Raw genomic sequence first — 17086 nt, 5'->3', positions numbered from 1 at the left:
CCCGGTGTGGGGGGAGAAGGGGAAGGGGGTATGTCCGCAGAGCGAACCCCCCTCGCCCCCGGTGCCGGCCGCGGTCGCGTGCTCCGGCTCGTCCGCCTCGGCGGACTCCTTCAGGACCCGGATCTTCTCCGGGCGGATGTTGTAGGTGCCGGGGGTGCCGACGATCCGGTGGGCCGCCTCGCCGTCGAGCAGGTTCGAGGTGCCGACGAAGGAGGCGACGAAGGAGGTCGCCGGGCGTTCGTAGATCTCGGCGGGCGTGCCGACCTGGGCGATGCGGCCCTGGTCGAAGACGGCGATGCGGTCGCTCATCGTCAGGGCCTCCTCCTGGTCGTGGGTGACGAAGACGAAGGTGATGCCCACCTCCCGCTGGAGCGCCTTGAGTTCGACCTGCATCTGTTCGCGCAGCTTCAGGTCGAGGGCGCCGAGGGGCTCGTCGAGCAGCAGGACACGGGGGCGGCCGACGAGGGCGCGGGCGAGGGCGACCCGCTGGCGCTGTCCGCCCGAGAGCTGGGCGGGACGCCGCTGGCCGTAGCCCTCCAGACGGACCTCGGCGAGCGCCTTGCGGGCCCGGACCAGACGCTCGGCCCTGGGCACCTTGCGGACCTTGAGCCCGTAGGCGACGTTCTGCTCGACCGTCATGTGCGGGAACAGGGCGTAGTCCTGGAAGACGGTGTGGACGTCGCGTTCGAACGGGGCCAGACCGGTGACCTCCTGCCCGGCGAGTTCGATCCGGCCCCCGGTGGGGGTCTCGAATCCGGCGATGAGCCGCAGGACGGTGGTCTTCCCGGAGCCGGACGGGCCGAGCATCGAGAAGAACTCACCGTCCCGGATCTCCAGGTCGACACCTGCCACGGCGGTCGTCTCCCCGAACGACTTCCGCAGGTCCTGCAGGCGGATCGCAATTCCCTCCATGCGGGAACCTTTCTTGCGCGCTCTACGTTGACCGCAAACATATGAAGTCATAGTTCTAAGCTCAAGGTCCCCTTAGGGTAAAGCTTGAGTCAACGCACGAGGTGGTGGCCGTGAGGCAGCACGAGACCGACGGCGGCGCCCGGAGAGCGGGCACCGGTGCCCGGGTAACGGACACCTGGGCCCGCCGGGCCGTCTTCACCCCGGTGGACAACCGGGCCCGGGTGGACACGGTCGTCCGCCGCATCGGCGACGCCATAGAACTGGGTCTCCTCGCCGACGGGGAACAGCTCCCCGGCGAGAGCGAACTGGCCGGACAGCTCGGCGTGTCCACGGTGACCCTGCGCGAGGCGCTGATGGCCCTCAGGCAGCAGGGCCTGGTCACCACCCGCCGGGGCCGTGGCGGCGGCAGCTTCGTCTCGCTGCCCGAGGTCCCCGCGGACGACCGGCTGCGCGCACGGCTGCGCGGCTGGAGCACCGAGGAGCTGCGCGACCTCGGCGACCACTGGGCGGCCCTGTCCGGCGCCGCCGCCCGGCTCGCCGCGCAGCGGACGGAACCCGCCGACCTGCATCAGCTGCGCCGCACGGCCGACGAACTGGCGCACGCCGAGGAGACGGCGGCGCGCAGCCGCCTGTACGGCCGCTTCCACGTCGAACTCGCGGCGGCGGCGCAGTCGGCCCGGCTCACCCGGGAGCAGGTCGTGCTGCAGAGCGAGGTGGGCGCGCTGCTGTGCCTCGTCCTCGGGGTCGACGAATATCGTGAAGAAGTGGCGGACCGTCACCGCTCCGTGATCTCGGCCGTGCAAGATGGGGCCCACGAAACGGCCGGAACGCTGGCCGAGCGGTGCGTCAGGGAGTCGACGGCGCGGCTCGTCGCCGTACGCCTCACCCTCTGAACGCGCCGCGTCCGGTTCCCGTCCGCTGGAGGACACCATGGGCTGGAGCCCCGCGTGGGTCGCCGCGGCGCCGACCCGAGACACGGACGCCGAGGAGCGGGTGGCCTCCCGGGTGGGCGGCACGCTGGAGGCGGTGTTCGAGGCCGTCGCCGCCACCCGTGCCGACACGACGGCCCTGCTCGCCAAGGCGGCCGCGCAGGGACGGCGCCCCGCGAGCGCGGACCTGGCAGCTCTCCGCCCCGGACTGCACCAGCGGCTGACCCGGCAGGAACTGGTGTCCGGCGTCGGCTTCGTCGCCGCCCCGGGGCTGCTGACCGACGTACCCGCGTGGCTGGAGTGGTGGCAGACGGGCGCCGACGGCGACGTACGGCCCCTGCTGCTCGACCTCGACCCCGGGCACTCGGCGTACTCCGACTACACGCACTGGGACTGGTTCGCGCTGCCTCGTGACACCGGGCGCCGCGCGGTGGCCGGACCGTACGTCGACTACCTCTGCTCCGACGAGTACAGCCTCACCCTGTCCGCACCGGTGGAGATCGAGGGACGTTTCGCGGGGGTCGCCGCCGCCGACGTGTACCTGCGGCACTTCGAAACGGCCGTCCTGCCGCTGCTGCGCCAACTGCCGAGGCCGGCCCGGCTGGTGAACGCCCGCGGCCGGGTCGCCGCCTCCGCCGACCCCGGGCACCTCGCCGGTTCCCTCACCAAGGGGCCCGACTTCGGGGAACTGCTCGCCGAGGGCGCGCCCGCCGAGTACGCCGGGCTGCGCCTGGTGCCCTGCCACGGCATCCCGCTCGTCCTCGTCCTGGCCGAAGGCTGAGCGGCCGGCCGTACCCCGGCGCCGATTCACCCCCAGGGGTCAATCTCGCGGCCGGGTACGGGCAGTGACGCATGGCCGGAGCCACAACGGTGAGACATCGGTCATGCAGATTCCCCCACCGGGCGACCCGCTCCCGGCCCCGCGCACGCCGTCCGCGTCCGACGTGGTGTTCACCGCGGACTTCGCGTCCACCACGCAGTGGGTCGCGGGCCGTTCGTGGGCGTATCCCGACGGCGGCCCGGTGAATCCGGGCGACGACAAACTGGACCATCTCGTGGCCGACGCCGCCTACTGCCGCTCGGGTGTCTTCAGGGCCAGGCGCCGGCCGGACGGCGCGTGGAACACGGGGCTGCTGACCACGGAGGGCAGCGCGGAGGCCTTCCTGGTCCGCTCGGGAGACGTCCTGGAGGCCCGGGTACGGCTGCCGCGGGAGACCGGTGCCTGGCCGGCCATCTGGACCTGGCGCGACGGCGACCAGGAGATCGACGTCTTCGAATACCACCCCGACAACCCGGACCTGCTGGAGTTCACCAACCATGTGCGCGGCGCCGGCGGGTACTTCCACGACCCGGCCGTCCGTCCCGGCGCCTGGCTCGACCTGCGCACCGAGTTCGGCTCCCGCTCCGTCGTGTGGTGGGTGAACGGCACTCGGGCCTTCGCGGACACCCGGGGTGTGGGGCGCGACTGGCACGCCCACCTCATCGTCAACCTCTCGGTGTGCGCCGGGCGTTACCACCCCCGGCCCGCTCCGGCGACGACCGAGATGTCGTTCGAGGTGAGCGAACTCGTCGTACGGCGTCCGTCGGGTGGCCCGGTGCCGGGCACGAGGGCGGTCCTGGAAGGCGGCGAGCAGCAGCGGGCGTGACCGCGGCCTCAGTCGGCCGTCCACTCCCGGTACGGGATGCGCGCCGCCTCGCGCAGCTCCCCGATCGTGCTCCACTCGTTGCCGCCCAACCGGGCCAGCGGCCGCAGCAGTCCGATGTCGGGCCGGCCGTCCACCAGGACGTCCTCACTCACCGCGGCGTGCACGACCCGGCCGAAGACCACCGTGGAGTTGCCGAGCCGCAGCGTCGAGTGCAGCGTGCACTCGAGCGCGACCGGAGAGGCGGCCACGCGCGGCGGCCGCACCCGCAGCGACGGCTCGCGTGCGATGCCGACCGCGTCGAACTCGCCCTCGTGCCTGGGAAAGTCGGTCGCGGTCGCGTTGATCTCCGTGAACAGCGGCTCGGGTGCGAAGTTGACGACGAACTCCCCCGTCTCCTCGGCGTTGCGCAGCGAGTCCTTCCGGCCGACGGAGGTGAACTGGACGACGGGCGGATCGGTGCAGGCCACGGTGAAGAACGAGTGCGGGGCCAGGTTCGCCGTCCGGCCGTCGGCTGCGAGGGTCGAGACCCAGGCGATCGGGCGGGGCACGATCACGGAGGTGAGCAGCCGGTAGAAAGATCCCGGGTCCAGGGACTCGGGTGAGTAGTCGACGCGCATGGCACCACGCTATGTCCAACCGGGAACCGTCGGCAGCACCCGCTCGGCGACGCGGAGCAGCGCCGTGTCGTCGGGCGGTACGTCGTCCTGGCGCCAGAGGGCGACCTCGAACGATCCGCCCCCGTCCTTGGCGTCCCGGGCGACCAGCAGATGACGGGCGATGCCACCCGTGCCGGTGTGGATCTTGCCTCCGCCGAGGTTGAGCTCGAAGGCGATGGTGTGGTCCGAGTACAGGACGGCGGGGTGGCCGAGGACCGTCTTCGGCTCCACGGAACTGCCGAGGAGCCCGGAGAACTCGCCGACCCGCAGATCGTCGTCCGACGCCCACAGCTTCACGGAGTACGTCTTCAGCGAGACCTCCGCCTCGGGCGAGGGAGTCTCCTTGCCGGCGGCGTCCTTGAACGAACTCTCGGACCCGTAGGCGGTCTCGGCCTGTTCCCGTGGTGTCCCGAGGAGCGTGGGCAGGTCCGATCGGTTCAGCGCCGTGCACAGCTGTGCTGCGGACACGCGCTCGGACACCGGCTTGTCGTCGGACGAGCAGGTGGCAGGTCCCGGGTCCGAGGAGCCCTGCAGTCGGTTCTGCGCCAGCAGTGCTCCCGCCACCGCCGCGAAGACCACCACCGCCGCGAGCGCCTGGACCACCGGTCTCCGGCCCTGCTCCGACGCGGCTTCGTCAACCATGTTCCCCCACCTCGGTCGTGCCCCCGACAAGCGCTGGAGGAGCCTAACCGGTGATCGTCTCCAGCGGCATCCCCGATTCGCGGCCCCCGTCAGTCGATCGGCCAGGTGTGGACGGGGGCGTTGAGATGCATGTAGTCGATGTAGAGCTGCGTCATCCGCCGCAGCGACTCGTGGCGGCCGGCGTGCGTGGTGGCCTCGATGCGGTGGAACATCTCCTTCTGCCACACGGCCCCGTTGCGGGCGTTGACGCAGCGCTGCTCGATGATGCCGAGCAGCGGCTCCCGCCAGGCCGCGTCCATGCCGGAGTGTTCCAGCCCCCGGTGCGCCAGCGGCAGCAGCCGCCGCAGAACCAGTTCGGGCACCGGCACCTCGCCCATGCCGGGCCAGTACAGCAGTGCCTCGATGCCGTGCCGGGCCGCCGTGTGCAGGTTCTCCTCGGCCGCGGAGAAGGACATCCGCGACCACACCGGGCGGTCCTCCTCCACCAGGGCGCGGGTGAGCCCGTAGTAGAAGGCGCCGTTGGCGAGGGTGTCGGCGACGGTCGGTCCGGCGGGCAGCACCCGGTTCTCGACCCGGACGTGCGGCTTGTCGTGGGCGATGGCGTAGACCGGCCGGTTCCAGCGGTAGATCGTGCCGTTGTGCAGGGTGAGTTCGGAGAGTTCGGGAACGTCCCCGCGGTCCAGCGTCTCCGCCGGGTCCTGCTCGTCGCACAGGGGCAGCAGGGCCGGGAAGTAGCGCAGGTTCTCCTCGAACAGGTCGAAGACGCTGTTGATCCACCGCTCGCCGAACCACACCCGCGGCCGTACCCCCTGAATCCTGATCTCCTCCGAGCGGGTGTCGGTCGCCTGCTCGAAGAGCGGGACACGGGTCTCGTGCCACAGCTCCTTGCCGAACAGGAAGGGCGAGTTGGCCGACAGCCCGACCTGGACGCCCGCGATGGCCTGCGCCGCGTTCCAGTAGGGGGCGAAGTTCTCCGGGGACACCTGCAGATGGAACTGGGTGCTGGTGCACGCGGCCTCGGGGGTGATCGTGTCCGCGTACGTCCGCAGCCGGTCGACGCCGTCCACCTCGATCCGCAGGTCCTCGCCCCGGGCGGCGAACACCTGGTCGTTGAGCAGCCGGTAGCGAGGGTTCTCGGACAGCGACGACTCCCCGATGTCCCCCTGACGCAGGGTCGGCAGGGTCCCGATCATGACCAGCCGCGCGCCCACCGACCTGGCCCGCTCGTCCGCGTGGTTCAGCGCGGCCCGGATCTCGGACTCCCAGGAGTCGGGGCCGCCCTGCGTCAGCGCCCGGGGCGGCACGTTGATCTCGAGGTTGAACCGACCGAGTTCGGTGGACCAGGCGGGATCCGCGATCGCCTCGAGCACATCGGTGTTGCGCATCGCCGGCTCGGCCTCGTCGTCGACCAGGTTCAGCTCGATCTCCAGGCCGACCTGCGGTCGCCCGGACTCGAACAGCGACTCGCGCAGCATCTGGGCGAAGGCGTCGAGGCACTCCTGCATCTTGATCCGGTACCGGCGGCGGTCCTCGCGGGTGAAGACGAGCGCCGGGACGTCCCGTCCCATCGGCCCTCCTGGGTTCCGCTCCTCGGACACCTCTCCACCCAGCGTCGCACCGACGGGCGGCCCCCACCAGGTGGATGGGGCGGCCCCGCGCTACAGGGCCCGGGCGACGAGCAGGGCGACGTCGTCGTGGTCGTCGGGATGGCGCAGGCCGTACAGCAGGAGGTCACAGGTCTCCTCGAGCGGCCGGTGCGGCTCGTCCAGAAAACTCAGCAGGACGTCGAGGCGGTCGTCGATGGGGTGCTGCCGGGTCTCCACCAGGCCGTCGGTGTACAGGACCAGCAGATCGCCGGGCTCCAGCTCGGTCGTGGTGGCCTCGAACGGGATGCCGCCGACACCGAGCGGCGCCCCGGCGGGCAGCTCGAGGAACACGGGCGGCCGACCGGGCCGGGCGAGGGCGGGCGGCATGTGTCCCGCGTTCGCGAGGGTGCACCGTCTCGTGTGGGGGTCGTACACCGCGTAGAGGCACGTGACGATGTAGTGCTCCAGATCGCAGGTGATCTTGTCCAGGTGCTGGAGCACCGCGGCCGGTTCGAGGTCCAGGTCCGCGTACGCGCAGGTGGCCGTGCGCAGCCGGCCCATCGTGGCGGCCGCGTCGATGCCGTTGCCCATGACGTCGCCCACCACCAGGGCGGTCTTGTCGTCGGCCAGCGGAATCACGTCGTACCAGTCGCCCCCGACCTCGCTGGTGGCCTGGGCGGGCTGGTAGCGGGAGGCGAGTTCCAGCCCGGTGTGGTGCGCCGAGTGGTCGGGCAGCAGGCTGCGCTGGAGGGTGAGCGCGGTGTTGCGCACGCTCTGGAACCAGCGGGCGTTGTCGATGGCCACGGCGGCACGGCTGGCCAGCTCGCCGGCCAGGACGACATCGTCCTCGTCGAAGGGCACCGGGTTGCTGGACCGCTTCAGGTCGAGGACGCCGAGCACCTCGCCGTGCGCGATCAGCGGCACGGCGAGATAGGAGTGCACACCGGCCTGGGCGAGCAGCACCCCGGCCTCGGCGTCCCGCGCGATGCGGGGCAGGTCCTGCGGGCCGACGTGGCGCACGAGGACCGGCCGGCCGGTGTGGACGCACAGGGTGACCAGCCGGTCGCCGTCGTAGGCCGCGAGGTCGCCGGGCGGGTCGGCGGCCCGCAACGCCACCGTTGGGCGGGCGGCCTTGAGGGCGAGGGCGCGGAACAGCTCCGGGCCGTTGTCCGGCCGACGGGCACGACGGAAGGCGAGCGCGTAGTCGAGCACGTCCACGGCGACCACGTCCGCGAGCTCGGGCGTGCAGGTCTCGGCGAGTTCGCGGGCGGTCTGCTCCACCTCGAGCGTGGTGCCGACGCGGGTGGAGGCGTCGGCGATCAGGGCCAGGCGGCGCCGCGCGCGGTCGGCCTCGGCGGCCGCGTCGTGCCGCTCGGTGACGTCCACCACCGAGGCGGCGGCGCCGAGGACCCGCCCACCCGGATCCTCCAGGCGGTAGAAGGACAGCGACCAGGCGTGCTCGTGTTCGGGGTCGGACGGGGGACAGCCCACGTGGTACTGGTCCAGCAGTGGGGTGCCGGTGATGAGCACCTGACGCAGCGCCGACTCGATCGTGTCGACGTCCGGGAACGGCAGGGTCTCCCGCAGGTGCCGGCCGATGTGCTCCTCGGCGGGGATGCCGTCGATCCGCTCCAGCGCCGGGTTGACCAGGAGATAGCACAGGTTCGGGTCCAGCAGGGCCAGCCCGATCGGGGACTGGTTGATCAGCCGCTCGCACAGCGCCAGATCGGTCTCGACGCGCTGGAGCAGGGTGTGATCGGCCGCGATACCGAGGGCGTAGACGTCACCCACGTCGTCCAGCAGCCGCATGGTGCGGAACTCCGTCAGGCGGCTGCTGCCGTCCTTGTGCCGGACGGGGAAGGCGCCGGCCCAGCCGCGGCCGGTCTCCAGCACGTCGGTGAACAGGCTCACCACGGCCTGCACGTGCTCGGGCCGGATGAGCAGCCGCGACGCGTACTGCCCGAGGACGTCCTCCGCGGTGTACCCGAAGAGTTCCTCGGCCTGAGGGGTCCAGAAGACGATGCGTCCGTTCGTGTCCAGCGCCACGGCGGCCACGCTCAGCACGTCCAGCAGGCCGGTCGGACGGGGCGGCTCGGGGCTGTGCTCGTCGTCCCCCGCGCGCAGGGAGTCAACTGTCATGCCAGATCCACCTCCAGCGGGCGGCCATCCGCCGGTGCCCACCCGCGCCCTGATGACCGGTACCTCCATGCTGCATCCAGGGCGGCGCCCGCCCCAACCCCAGGGCCGGACCATGCGCATCGGGCGAACTAGCAGGACCATGGTGGTGACAGAGGATGGAAGCCGATGGAACCTGCGCGAAAGGGCCCGCACGCATCCACGTCCATGGATTCGCGTGATCACTTCGACGCCTCCACCGACGCGGCGGCGGTCATCTCGGCGGACGGTGTCGTGGTCGGCTGGACCCGGGGCGCGGAAGCACTGCTGGGCCGCCCCGCGCCGGAGGTCGTCGGCCGTTCCGCCGCGCGCCTGCTGGCCGTGCCCGAGGATCCCGTCCGTGCCGCGGCCGTCGCGGAGCGGTGCCGTGACGGAGCGGGGTGGAGCGGTGTCGTCCCCGTACGGCACCGCGAGGGGCGCCGTGTGGAGGTCGATCTCCGGATCTCGGCGGCCTTTCGCATGGGCGGGCGCGAGTGCTTCCTCGTCTCGGCGCGGGAGCAGCGCCCGCAGTGGACGGTGGGCCAGTCCGTCCTCGACGGCTTCCTCACCCGGTCCCCGGTCGGCATGGCCGTGATGGATCTCGAGCTGCGCTACGTATGGCTCAACGACACCCTCGAACACTTCGGCGGTGTGCCGCGGGAACAGCGGCTCGGGCGCCGGCTGAGCGAGCTGCTGCCCGGTCTGCAGGCGGAGACCATCGAGGGGCTGATGCGCAAGGTCCTGGCGACGGGCGACGCGGTGACCGACTACGAGTACGTCGGATGGAGCTGGGCCGACCCGCACCGTCAGCACGCCTACTCCACGTCCTTCTTCCCGCTGGTGGACTCCGGCGCCGCCGTCACCGGGGTCTGCTACATGGTCCTGGACGTCACCGAGCGGTGGAACGCGCGCCGGTTGCTGTCCCTGGTCAACGAGGCGGGCAGCAGCATCGGCAGGACCCTCGACGTCATGGAGACGGCCCAGGAACTGGCCGACTTCTCGGTGCCCCGCTTCGCGGACTTCGTCATCGTCGACCTGCTGGAGCCCGTGCTCAGCAGCGAGGGCCACGGGGCATGGCTGACCGACGCCGGACCGGCACCCGTGCGGCCGGCGATGCGCCGTGCGGGCCTGCAGTCGGTGCGGGAGGGCTGCCCCGAGGCGGTGGCGCGGGTCGGCGACGAGGTGGACTTCGTGCCACCGCCCAACGACGTCAGCCTCCTCATCGGCGGCGAGCCGGTCCTCATCCCGGTGCTCGACCCGTCCGACGCCCTGTGGGTCGCCGAACAGCCACAACGGGCGGCCCGCATCCGCGAGTTCGGCCTGCACTCCCTCATCTCCGTACCGATGCGGGCGCGGAACACCGCGTTGGGCCTCACCACCTTCGCCCGGTCGCTCAACCCGGTCCCGTTCGGTCCCGACGACGTCCTGCTGGCCCAGGAACTGGTCGCGCGGGCGGCGGTGTGCGTCGACAACGCCCGCCGGTACACCAGGGAGCACACCGCGGCGGTCACCCTGCAGCGCAGTCTGCTGCCCCACGCCCTGACGGGCGGACGGGCGGTCGAGGTCGCCTCCGCCTACCTTCCGGCGGACCCCTCGGGCGGGGTCGGCGGCGACTGGTTCGACGTGATCCCGCTGTCCGGCGCCCGGGTGGGTCTGGTCGTCGGCGACGTGGTGGGCCACGGCATCACCGCGGCGGCGAGCATGGGCCGGCTGCGCACGGCGGTGCAGACCCTCGCCGAAATGGAGCTGCCCCCCGACGAACTGCTCGCCCATCTGGACGACCTGGTGCTCCGGCTGAGCGACGAGGAGGCCGATCGCGACGCGGCCACCCGGAGCACGGCGACCTTCATCGGCGCGACCTGCCTCTACGCCGTCTACGACCCCGTCACCCGGCGGTGCGCCATGGCCCGGGCCGGGCACCCGCCGCCCGTCGTCGTCGCACCGGACGGGCACGTCTACTTTCCGGAGATCCCGGCCGGGCCGCCGCTCGGACTGGGCGGCATGGCCTTCGAGGCGGCCGACATCGAGCTGGCCGAGAACAGCGTCTTCGGCCTCTACACCAACGGGCTCATCGAGGGCGTCGACCAGGACGTGGAGTCGGGCATGGCCCGGCTGGGCGAGGTACTGGGCCGGACCGGCACGGACCTGCCCTCGCTGTGCACCGCGGCCGTGCGGCGGCTGGTGCCGGGGCCGCAGCCCGACGACATCGCCCTGCTGCTGGCCCGCACCCACGCCCTCGGTGCGGACCGGGTGGCCTCGTGGGACGTGCCCGCCGACCCGGCCGCCGTCGGACGGGTCAGGACGGAGGCGACGCGCCAGGTGGAGGCCTGGGGGCTCGGGGAGCTGGCCATGACGACGGAACTCATCGTCAGCGAACTGGTCACCAACGCCGTCCGCCATGCCGAACCCCCCATCCGGCTACGGCTGCTCCGTGACGTCCGCCTGACCTGCGAGGTCGCCGACGGCAGCAGCACGGCCCCCCGGCTGAGGCACGCCCGCAGCACGGACGAGGGCGGCCGCGGGCTGTTCCTGGTGGCCCGGCTCACCCACCGTTGGGGCGCCCGCTACACGGCCCAGGGGAAGATCATCTGGGCCGAGCAGGAGATTCCGTGACCGGGCCGCCGGGCGCCCCCGCCCGTGACGGACGGGCCCGTGTCCGCACGGTCAGCGGAACGCCGGTGCGTTGCGTGCCGCCCAGGCCGCGAAGGGGGTCGCGGGCCGGCCCAGTACACGCCGCACGTCCTCGCTGACCGCCTGCTCCTCGGCGGTAGGCTCGCCGAGGATGGCCAGGGTTCCCTCCACCACGGCGCTCGGCATGAACCGCGCCATCTGGGCGCGGGCCTCCTCGGGGCTCTGTTCCACGAAGGCGACCGGTTCGCCGAGGGCGTGCGCGAGGGCGGCGGCCCGCTGCCGGGGGGTGGTGGCCTCGGGTCCGGTCAATGTGTACGTCATGCCGTCGTGCCCGTCCTGGCGCAGGACGGCGGCGGCGACCGCGGCGACGTCGTCCGGGTCGACGAACGGCAGTGCCACGTCGGCGAACGGCGCTGCCGCGGCGCGGTGCCGCCGGACGGGGTCGGCCCAGGCGAGCGCGTTGGAGGCCATCCCGCCGGAGCGCAGCACGGTGAAGGCAAGGCCGGAGCCGGCCAGGGCCGCCTCGAAGCGGGCGGCGTGCGCGTAGCCGTGCGGCCGGGTGCCCACACCCTGCGAGGACAGCAGGACCACCTTGGTGACTCCGGCCACGGCGGCCTGTTTCAGGATCCCGTCCGGATCCTCGCCCGCGACGAGCAGGAACAGTGCCGCGGCACCCTCCAGCGCGGGGGCCAGTTCGGCCGGCCGTCCGAGGTCGGCGGCGACGGCCCGCACGCCCGGCGGGACGTCCTCGGGCGTGATGTGCCGGGCCACGGCGGTCACGGCCCCCCTGTCGCCCGCCAGCTGCGCGACGAGGGCGCGCCCCACGTTCCCCGTACCACCCGTTACCACGATCATTGTGTGTCCCCTCGCTGAGTTAGTTGACTGACTAAGTCGCTACGTTAGGCGGTCGCCCGCGCGTTGTCTATCCTCAGTCAGGTGACTGACTCAAAAGCCGGTGCGGCGGCCGGGGCCGCCCATCCCCGCCGGGGCGGCAAACGGGAACGCCTGGTCGACGCGGCCGTCCGGGTCTTCCACCAGCAGGGCGTCGAGAAGACCACCCTCGCGGACATCGCCCGCGCCGCCGAGGTGCCCCTCGGGAACGTCTACTACTACTTCAAGACCAAGGACCAGCTGGTCGAGGCGGCGGTGGAGGCCCACTGCGACCGGCTCACGGTGCTCACCGGCCGCCTGGAGAAGCTCCCCGACCCGGCCACGCGGCTCAGGGCCCTGATCGCCGGCTGGATCGAGGAGCGCGAGACCGCGGCACGCTTCGGCTGCCCCTTCGGCACCCTGGCCACCGAGCTGGACAAGCGTGACGACGGCCTGGACCTGGCCGCCGCCAAGGTCATGCGGGCCCTGCTCGACTGGGTCGAGGGCCAGTTCACCGAGCTGGGCCGGGCGGACGCCCGCGCCCTCGCCGTCGAGCTCGTCGCCGCCTACCAGGGCATGTCGGTCCTCACCAACACCCTGCGCGACCCCGGCCTCATGGCCGCCCAGGGCGAACGCCTCCAGTCCTGGATCGACGGTCTCGTCAACCCCTGACCCGGGGCCGGATGCCCATGGATCACCGGCCACCTCCCCGAGGGGGCACCGGCCGACTCCTCCCCGGTGGAACCCGGTCGGCGCGCCGGCCGGGACGGCCGCACGTCCCGCGGGCCGGCGAACACGGTCAACGGTTCCTCGAGACCGAGAGACCGACGCGGTCATACGGCGGGCCCGCCCGGAGCGTCACAGCGTCGACAGGGCAACACCCCCGGCCGCCGGCTTCGCCACCGCCCGTCGCGGAGCGGCGCACAGAGGAGAGCGATGACGACCGACCTTCGTACGACGATGCGCGCCCTGCGCCGCGCGGTGCCTGCCGGTGCCGTCGCGACCGCGGCGGCCCTGCCCCTGCTGTGCCCGGCCCCGGCGCGGGCGGCCGCCGCCGACCCGAGCGTGTACGTGTGGGCGACCGGTGTGAACGTACGCGACTGCCCGCAGGTGTCCACCGCGTGCCCGCCGATCAGCGGGGCCCGGATCGGCAGGCGGTGGGTGACGGCGTTCTGCCAGCGCACCGGCAGCGAGGTGGTGGACGGCCCCTACCGCAACCACTGGTGGGTCCAGGTCGACGCGGGCGGGCCCATCGGCTGGATCAGTGCCGTGTACGTGCGCGGCGGAGCCGACGACGAGCCGGTGCCCGGCGTCCCGACGGACGGCGACTGCCGCTGACCGGCCGCGTCCGCCGCGACGGCATCGCACGGCACAACACCCCGCCACAGTGACGAAGTTGAGGAAAGGGAGGGATCCCCTCGTGTTCTCGAAGACCGTGACCCGGCTGTTCTCCCCGCGGGCCCTGCTCGCGGCGATGCTCGGCCTCACCGCCCTGCTCGCCCTCGCACCCGCACCTGCCCGGGCCGCCGCCTCGGGCCGGACGGTCCACATCTGGGCGAGCCAGGTGCGGGTGCGCCAGTGCGCGAGCGCCTCGTGCGACCTGGCGACCAGTGAACGGCTGACCGACGTCGACGTGTACGCCTACTGCCAGCGCTGGAGCGACCGAGTGGCCGACGGGCCCTACTACAACCACTACTGGGTCGAGATCGTCTCCCCGCAGGGCTGGCTCGGCTGGGTGAGCGCCGTGTACGTCAGCGGCGGCTCCAACGACGGCCCCGTCCCCGGGGTGCCCGTGGAGACCGACACCAGCCCCGTCTACTGCGAATACCCGTAGTCTCTTCCGGATCTTGCCGGATTCGCGCAGAAGGCGCCGTCCCTCCGAGCCGGCCGGATCCGGGAGAAGGGCCCTGGACGGAGGGCTACTCGGCCGCGAGGGAGTGGTCCGCGAGCGAGACGCTGCCGGAGTTGACCAGCGGAATCCCCTCCAGGTACGGGGCGGGCAGGTCGAACGCCTCGACCAGGTCCGTCATGTGCGGTGCGAGCTCGCGCAGCACGTCGTCCATGAGCTGGGGCAGGGAACGTACCTGGTCGGCGGACAGATGGCCGTCGGCCAGCAGATCACCGGTGTGCTCGCCGATCTGCTCCAGCAGGAACAGCAGGCACAGCCTCTCCAGCAGGGCGCGGGCCTCGGGGCCCGTCGCCCGGGCGGCCGCGTCCAGGAAGGCGTCGGTCGCCCGGAGCCGGGCGTGCACCGAGACCATCTCCAGGGCGGCGGAGGAAGCGCCGTTCCACCGCTCCACCGGATCCCCGGAGGGCCCACGGCGCAGCGCCGCCCGCGCCCGGTCCTGCCAGACGGCCTCGGCCCGGGCCAGCAACCCGCGCAGATGCCGGGGATCCGCCAACCGCTCCACCCCGCCCGGCGGTTCGGGGGTCTCCCGGGGCGGCTGGTGCTCGAAGAGCATCTCGGCGGCGGCCTTCACCCAGATCACCAGGTTGTCGCCCTCGGCCGTGATGGTGCCCTCGATGTACTGCGGGAACTCGGACAGGCCGTTGGCGGCGAACAGGCCCTGCGCACCGCAGCGTTCCCGGCACTCGACGGTGATGTCCCGAGCCTGCCAGGTGATCCAGCTCTTGGCGATCGCGATCAGCCGCTCCGTCTCCGCCCGCTGCCCGGTGCCACGGCCGGTGTGCTCGGCGGTCCAGCGGGAGAGCGCCGAGCGGTGCAGGAAGGTCATGGCGTAGGCCGTGGCGACGCCCTTCAGCAGCCGTCCGTGGTGCGAGCGGTGCGCGTTGACCGGGATGCGCTCGCCGGCGCGGGGCCCGCTGACCTGCCGCTGGTCGCCGTAGCGGACGGCTATGGCGAGTGCGGCCCGGGTCGCGCCGACGGCGGCGCCGCTCATGCACAGCTTGCCCATCGTGACCCGGCCGATGGATCGCAGGAACCGCTTGCGCCGGTTGCCGAGGCTGCTGTGCAGGCGGCCGTCGGCGTCCAGGCGCCCGTGTTCGGACTCCAGCAGGGCCTCGCGCGGCAGCGGCACCCGGTCGAACGCGGTCAGGCAGTGGTCCACCGGGGCGCCGGTGCGCAGGGGCAGCCGGCGCACCCGCACCCCGGGCAGCAGGCCGCTCTCGTCACTCAGCGGTGCGAGGAACAGGAAGACGCCCTCGTCCCGTCCCCGCACGATCAGCCGGGCGGCCACCACCGCGCTCTTGGGCCCGCCGATCGTGCTGGTGTTGGGCATGAACTTCTGGGCGCCGTCGTGCGGGGTGTTCAGCACGAAGCCGCCGGTCACCGGGTCCAGTTCGGCGGTGGTCTCCAGGGCCCAGGCGTCGTTTCCGTGTTCCAGCTCGGTGCACAGGAACGTGCCGGTGCGGCGCAGGGTGGTGAAGTCGGACAGATCACGGCGCTCGGCACCCTCGTGATCGAGCAGGCTGCCGAGGAAGAGGTTGTAGTGGATGCTCGCCACCGTGCACAGCCCTCCGCCGCCGTCCACGATCGCCGCCCACTCGTGCAGTGCCGCGAGCAACTCCGGGTCGTCCGACAGGCGTTCGGCCCCACCGGCCGTGTCGTTCACCAGCCGCAGCCACTCGTAGGAGAGGGCGGCGCGTTCGCCGGCGTCCAGCCCGGGGCGGTGGCGGAAGGTGTCCTTGGAGATGAGGTCGCGCCACATCCCGTGGCTGTGCTCCCGGTCGTCGCCGTCGAAGAGGAGCCGGGTCAACTCGGCGACGGTACCGGCAAGGGGGCCGTCGGGACCGAGAACCGTACCGTCTGCCAGGGACCGGCCCGGACGAAGCGCCTCATACCCGCTGTAGTGACCGGTGTCCGGCACAAGGGCGGGATTCGCCAGGGGTGTCAGAAGGGTCATGGCCCTCTCCCGTAGTCGCAGATCCGGAAGGGTGGGGATGCGTGGAGTCAGAAGATACGGACCTCCCGGTTTGCTAATCAAGCCAAATTTCTGCCAACGGTGGCCGAACTTCGGTGCGTTGACGGCGCATCCTGGGCCTCGGCCGTGTCCTGCTTGCTCAACTCCGGTGCGCACCGGTCGGCTTTTCCCGCCGGGCATGTGCTTCTGGAACGTTGAGATACCGGGCGACAGGTTTTATTGTGGGTGGCCGTCGACGGCTCGGCGGTTCCCGCGTGCCGGGGGGGAGGGGGGGCGTTCGCATGCTTGAAAGGGCATCTTCCCGGGTGGCAGGATACGTACCTGTCGGTTTCTTTCTGTGGCCGACCGGTCCGTGAAGCCAGTGCGGAGGATGTGCTGTGGCCCTGCAGGAGCGAGCGATCAGGACGAGGCGCAACATCCTGGTCGCAGCCGCCGACGTGTTCGCCGACGTCGGCTACGAGGCCGCGACCATCTCGGAGATCCTTCAGCGGGCGAACGTCACCAAGGGTGCCCTCTACTTCCACTTCGCCTCCAAGGAACAGCTCGCCCAGGCGGTGCTGACCGACCAGCTGAAGTCCGTGCCGGAGTTGCCGCCACGGGAACTGGTGCTCCAGGAAGGGCTGGACGGCGGCTTCCTCCTCGCGCATCTGCTCGGCTCGGGCGACCCCATGGTGCGCGGCAGCATCCGTCTGACCGTGGACCAGGGGTCGCCGCACGACGGCCTGGACCGTCGGGTCCCGATGGCCTCCTGGGTCGAGCACAACGCCGCGCTGCTCGAGCGGGCGAAGACCAACGGGGAACTGCTGCCCCAGGTCGACGTCGACGCCGCGGCGAAGGCGTTCGTCGCCGCCTTCACCGGGGCACAGGTGCTGTCCAAGATCATGAACGACCACGAGGACCTGATGGAACGGGTGGTCGACCTCTACCGGCACCTGATGGCGAGCATCGCGGTCCCCGCGGTGCTCGTCCGCCTGGACATCTCGCTCGACCGTGGCAGGCGCGTCTACGAGGAGGCCATGGAGCTGCGCCGGGAACCCGAGGAGGCTCCGGCCGCCGGCTGAAGAGGGTCTGTCCGCAGGCCACGGACGTCGGCACCCGCCGGGCCCCGGGGAGCGCGCATCGCTGCCATGGGCACGTCGCAACGGCACACCGTGATGCAGGACCGACCCAGGGAGCTCA

Annotated in this window: 15 protein-coding genes; 8 read left to right on the top strand and 7 right to left on the bottom strand. The window is 72.2% G+C overall.

Annotated elements, in window-relative coordinates; all coding sequences use genetic code 11:
• Window positions 1-912: ABC transporter ATP-binding protein (locus AC07CM_RS27525; protein WP_478879116.1), on the bottom strand; the 912-nt coding region annotated here is incomplete at its 3' end.
• Window positions 913-1022: 110 nt separating this feature from the next.
• Here AC07CM_RS27525 and AC07CM_RS27520 point away from each other — a divergent pair.
• The 3 genes from AC07CM_RS27520 (at window position 1023) to AC07CM_RS27510 (ending at window position 3487) form a co-directional block, all read left to right on the top strand.
• Window positions 1023-1805, top strand: coding sequence for a FadR/GntR family transcriptional regulator (locus tag AC07CM_RS27520; RefSeq protein WP_478879115.1), 783 nt, complete (start codon window positions 1023-1025; stop codon window positions 1803-1805).
• Between the two features lie 37 nt (window positions 1806-1842).
• Entirely contained in the window at window positions 1843-2622 is a 780-nt protein-coding gene (locus AC07CM_RS27515) for a cache domain-containing protein (RefSeq protein ID WP_478879114.1), read from the top strand.
• A gap of 103 nt (window positions 2623-2725) precedes the next feature.
• The gene (locus AC07CM_RS27510; RefSeq protein WP_478879113.1) at window positions 2726-3487 is read left to right on the top strand and encodes a beta-glucanase; all 762 of its coding nucleotides are present in this window, start codon (window positions 2726-2728) and stop codon (window positions 3485-3487) included.
• An 8-nt stretch (window positions 3488-3495) separates the two neighbouring features.
• On the opposite strand, the gene AC07CM_RS27505 is transcribed toward AC07CM_RS27510, so the two are convergent.
• The 4 genes from AC07CM_RS27505 to AC07CM_RS27490 form a co-directional block, all read right to left on the bottom strand.
• Window positions 3496-4104, bottom strand: a complete 609-nt coding sequence (locus tag AC07CM_RS27505) for a flavin reductase family protein (RefSeq protein ID WP_478879112.1) — start codon at window positions 4102-4104, stop codon at window positions 3496-3498.
• Window positions 4105-4113: 9 nt separating this feature from the next.
• Window positions 4114-4785, bottom strand: coding sequence for a DUF6215 domain-containing protein (locus tag AC07CM_RS27500; protein WP_478879111.1), 672 nt, complete (start codon window positions 4783-4785; stop codon window positions 4114-4116).
• An 89-nt stretch (window positions 4786-4874) separates the two neighbouring features.
• Complete coding sequence (locus AC07CM_RS27495) at window positions 4875-6353, bottom strand: glutamate-cysteine ligase family protein (protein WP_478879110.1); 1479 nt, start codon at window positions 6351-6353, stop codon at window positions 4875-4877.
• Between the two features lie 90 nt (window positions 6354-6443).
• Complete coding sequence (locus tag AC07CM_RS27490; RefSeq protein ID WP_478879109.1) at window positions 6444-8510, bottom strand: SpoIIE family protein phosphatase; 2067 nt, start codon at window positions 8508-8510, stop codon at window positions 6444-6446.
• 165 nt (window positions 8511-8675) lie between these two features.
• On the opposite strand from AC07CM_RS27490, the gene AC07CM_RS27485 reads away from it, so the two are divergent.
• On the top strand, window positions 8676-11138 hold the full coding sequence (locus AC07CM_RS27485; RefSeq protein WP_478879108.1) for a SpoIIE family protein phosphatase: 2463 nt from the start codon (window positions 8676-8678) through the stop codon (window positions 11136-11138).
• Between the two features lie 51 nt (window positions 11139-11189).
• Here the strand turns inward: AC07CM_RS27485 and AC07CM_RS27480 are convergent, their stop codons facing one another.
• Window positions 11190-12011, bottom strand: coding sequence for an NAD(P)H-binding protein (locus tag AC07CM_RS27480; RefSeq protein ID WP_478879107.1), 822 nt, complete (start codon window positions 12009-12011; stop codon window positions 11190-11192).
• 81 nt (window positions 12012-12092) lie between these two features.
• On the opposite strand from AC07CM_RS27480, the gene AC07CM_RS27475 reads away from it, so the two are divergent.
• The 3 genes from AC07CM_RS27475 to AC07CM_RS27465 all read left to right on the top strand — a co-directional run bounded on the left by AC07CM_RS27475 (window position 12093) and on the right by AC07CM_RS27465 (window position 13860).
• Window positions 12093-12698, top strand: a complete 606-nt coding sequence (locus AC07CM_RS27475) for a TetR/AcrR family transcriptional regulator (protein ID WP_478879106.1) — start codon at window positions 12093-12095, stop codon at window positions 12696-12698.
• A 264-nt stretch (window positions 12699-12962) separates the two neighbouring features.
• Window positions 12963-13364 (top strand): peptidase M23, encoded by a 402-nt coding sequence (locus AC07CM_RS27470; RefSeq protein ID WP_478879105.1) that lies wholly within the window; start codon window positions 12963-12965, stop codon window positions 13362-13364.
• 82 nt (window positions 13365-13446) lie between these two features.
• Window positions 13447-13860 carry a hypothetical protein gene (locus AC07CM_RS27465; protein WP_478879104.1) on the top strand — a complete coding sequence of 138 codons (414 nt, stop codon included), beginning with the start codon at window positions 13447-13449 and terminating at the stop codon, window positions 13858-13860.
• An 85-nt stretch (window positions 13861-13945) separates the two neighbouring features.
• Here AC07CM_RS27465 and AC07CM_RS27460 read toward each other — a convergent pair whose 3' ends face one another.
• Window positions 13946-15889, bottom strand: a complete 1944-nt coding sequence (locus AC07CM_RS27460; protein WP_478879103.1) for an acyl-CoA dehydrogenase family protein — start codon at window positions 15887-15889, stop codon at window positions 13946-13948.
• A 395-nt stretch (window positions 15890-16284) separates the two neighbouring features.
• Between AC07CM_RS27460 and AC07CM_RS27455 the strand changes: the two genes are divergently transcribed.
• Window positions 16285-16968, top strand: coding sequence for a ScbR family autoregulator-binding transcription factor (locus tag AC07CM_RS27455; protein ID WP_478879102.1), 684 nt, complete (start codon window positions 16285-16287; stop codon window positions 16966-16968).
• Window positions 16969-17086 lie beyond the last annotated feature (118 nt).

Source organism: Streptomyces sp. NPDC044061, assembly GCF_056434305.1.
This window is presented reverse-complemented; position numbering and strand designations above follow the sequence as displayed.